Below are 1,132 nucleotides of genomic sequence, written 5' to 3'. Positions count from 1 at the left end.
GCCCGGAAGCAGTCGACGGCGTCGGCGAACTCGTCCGGCACCGGGCGGCGGTCGACGATCCCCGCCACGGCGCCGTACAGCGTCGGGGCGCCGTAGGTCTCGACCCGCCAGCCGAGTGTGCGGGCAGCGGCCCGCATCGCCGAGCGCAGCAGGGCGAGGCCGCCGAGGTCTTCCGTCTCGGCCCAGGTCAGGCGCACTTCCCACGCTCCGCCGTAGCCGCCGCCCTGCGGCGGGCAGGAGCGGGTGAGCAGCGGGGGCAGGACGGCGACCAGGCGCCGGTGGCGGGGGTCCGCGGCAGGGTAGGGCACGAACGGAGCCTAGGACGCGTGCACCGGGCTGCGCGGGTGGTCGGGGATAGTCCGACGAACGGCATCCGGGTGCCCGGCCGGCGGTGGATCGGTGCCGGTCACGCGAGGGTTGATTCGCCTGCTGGGTGGTGTGTGCGCGTGCGGTTCCCCTCTTGACCATGTGTTCGGCGGGTCCGAAATCGGTGCCCAGGGGGTGATCGGCGCTGTGAACTTCCTACTGTCCCGGCCTGTCGGATCACTGAGAGGCAGTCAGGGAGGCCGTCTTCCGCTGCCGTCCCGAGCGGATCCGACGTCCACCACCCGTCGAGTGAACGGGGAGAGCAGCATGGACGAGGCCGAGAAGAAACCGCACGACGCCGGCAAGGCGACGGACCGACCGCAGGACGCCGAGCGCGGAGCACAGCCGCCCGGGGCCACGGGCGGCGGCCGGGCGGTCCCGGCGTGGCGGGACCGTCAGGGTGGAGTGGTCTGGTGGTCGGGCGGCTGCTGTCCGGCGCCGGGTCGCGCGTGGCGGGCGAGCTGTGGCGGCTGGTCACCGAGCAGCCGCCCGGCGACCGCGAGTAGAACGCGACGGCGGCCCGGCCCTGGCCCCGAGACGGAGGCCGGGCCGCCGCAGCCCGTCGTGGGCGGCTGCCGGGCCGTCGCCGGGTGTCGGCGGCATGCGGCATATTGTCCGTGGCCGGCTGCTCCGGATTGTGGAGTCCTTCGTGGGAGAGGCGAGGCCCCGTAGATGTCGTTCGTAAGCCGCTCGGGCGGGCAGGCCCCGGCCGCCGCCGTGGTGGACCCGGGCCTGGCGGAGTCCGTGCAGAAGACGGTGCACCGGC

General features: G+C 74.7%; 1 pseudogene. It reads right to left on the bottom strand.

Annotation, left to right across the window (positions count from 1 at the left end):
• Positions 1-308 (bottom strand): annotated as a pseudogene (locus AB0O09_RS38710) (hypothetical protein); the annotation flags it as partial.
• Positions 309-1,132: the final 824 nt, after the last annotated feature.

Origin of the sequence: Kitasatospora sp. NPDC093679 (genome assembly GCF_040683455.1) — a bacterium.
GTDB lineage: Bacteria > Actinomycetota > Actinomycetes > Streptomycetales > Streptomycetaceae > Kitasatospora > Kitasatospora arboriphila.
Note: the sequence above shows the minus strand (reverse complement) of the source record. Positions and strands in the feature narration are given on the sequence as shown.